2 protein-coding genes are annotated in these 1824 nt (G+C 68.6%); one reads left to right on the top strand and one right to left on the bottom strand.

The genetic code is table 11. The features are described from left to right. A partial coding sequence (locus NN2_RS35630; protein ID WP_169812498.1) for an Hsp70 family protein occupies positions 1–1135 on the bottom strand: 1135 nt, incomplete at its 3' end. 431 nt (positions 1136–1566) lie between these two features. On the opposite strand from NN2_RS35630, the gene NN2_RS35625 reads away from it, so the two are divergent. Next, positions 1567–1824, top strand: a 258-nt coding sequence (locus NN2_RS35625) for an IniB N-terminal domain-containing protein (RefSeq protein WP_218022101.1), incomplete at its 3' end; no start/stop codon positions are given.

The following is a 1824-nucleotide window of genomic DNA, read 5'->3' as shown; positions in this document are numbered from 1 at the left end:
CATGAGCCGCGGACGTCGCCGCCGCGGGAGCGGGCGACGAATTCGACGGACTTCCCGCGGTGCCCAGGGCCAGGGTGCCGGTGGCCACCGCGCCCACGGCGATCGCGGCGCCGGCGATGAAGGCGACGCGGCGCCACCGGCTGGTTCCGGCCGGCGGGGCGGTATCGGCGGGCGGCGGTTCGACGACGGTCCGGTCGCCGATCGCCGGCAGGGCCGTGGTCGTGGCGTCGTCGGAAAGAGCTTGTGGCTCGGTCGAATCGAGCGCGAGATCGGGTACGGCCAGGGCCGCGGCGTGATGCTGCGCGTCGGTGTACAGGTCCGCCGCGAGCAACGTCGCTCCCCGGGCGCTGAGCGAACCGGGATCGGCGACCGGGGCGATCGGGATCGCGAACTCGCCGGAGATCAGTTCGGTGAGCAGGCCGATGGATGCGCCGCCACCGGTGAGCAGGATCCGGCCGACCTGGTCGATGCCCACTCCCGCGCGCCGCACCGCCTCGTGCACGAGGTTCAGCGAATCCGTGAGCGGTCCGCGGAACAGATCCTCCACATCGTCACGCACCAGGCGCACATCGCGCGCGATACCGGCCAGACGGACCGGAACCATCGTGGCGGTCTCGGTCGAAAGCCGGTGTTTCGCATCGGCGCAACGGTTTCGCAGTATCGACAATTCGCGCTCGACAACCGGGTCGAACGGGTCGAAATCCGTTTCTCCCAATGCATTTGCCAGCACGTAGCGCATCGTCAGCAGATCGAATTCCGCGCCGGAGACCTCGGTGGAGCGAACCGGTTCGCCCAGCAACCCCGAGTGCGGGCCCGAACCCACGACCGACACCGTGGTGCCGGTGGCGCCGGAGTCGTAGATCACGACGGGGGTGTCGGGCGGGAAGGGCGTGCTCGCCTCGAGCCGACGGAGCGCGGCGAGTGGTTCCGCGACCAGTACCACCGCTTCGCCGCCTACGCGGTCGAGCGCGCGGCGCTGTGCCTCGACGATGTGTGCGGGCCACCACGCCGGTACGGTCGCGACCACGGAATCCGGATCGAAATCGGCGACGACCTGGGAGATCGTCTCGGCGACCAGATCGGCGGCAGCGACCGAGGAGCCGTCGGGCAGGAGAATATCGACCGGATCGCCCACGCGGGACAATAGATTCTCCGACAATTCGGGCGCCGATCCGAAACGGTGGCGACGAATGTGAACAGAGACATTTTCCGGGTCGGCGCTCGCGGAAGTGGAGCCGGTCGCGGCGACTGTGCGCGACGACCCGACCGTGATGCCGAGCGTCAGGCCCTGAGTCATTCGAGAACCCCTGTCGTTGGTATTTGCGGTCGTCACGAATATTTGCGGTCGTCACGATCTATCCCACTGTCGGTTGCCGGGGGGCCGCCGTTACCCCTGATCCGGAAGCTTTGGGGAAAGTCCCCTAATGCGCCGGATTCCCCTATCGGGGCCGATACGGAAATCAGGGGATTCGCCCCGTTTCGCGTAACGCCGGGGCTTCTTAGCGTGAAAGGCAATTCGACTGCTGCGGATCGACGATGGTCCGCCGATCCAGGAGACGATCTGCGATGACCCCCAACGCCATTCTCGAATTCATCCTCAACCTGTTGCGCGACCACGAGGCCGCCGTCGGTTACTGCACCAACCCGACCGAATCGCTGTGCGCGGCCGGACTCGAGGCGGTGACGCCGGAGGATATCGCCGCCGTGGCGCCGATGGTCGCCGAATCCGCCCTGGTCACGGGCGGCTCGCAGCTCGCCGCCATCGTGGCGGCCGGTGGCGGCGCGGCGGCCGGCGGTGGTCTCGGCGCGGCGGCCGGCGGCAGC

It is taken from the genome of Nocardia nova NBRC 15556 (assembly GCF_001613005.1).
Classification (GTDB): Bacteria; Actinomycetota; Actinomycetes; order Mycobacteriales; family Mycobacteriaceae; genus Nocardia; species Nocardia nova.
The sequence above is the reverse complement of the archived record's forward strand: the minus strand, read 5'-3'. Positions and strand labels throughout refer to the sequence as shown.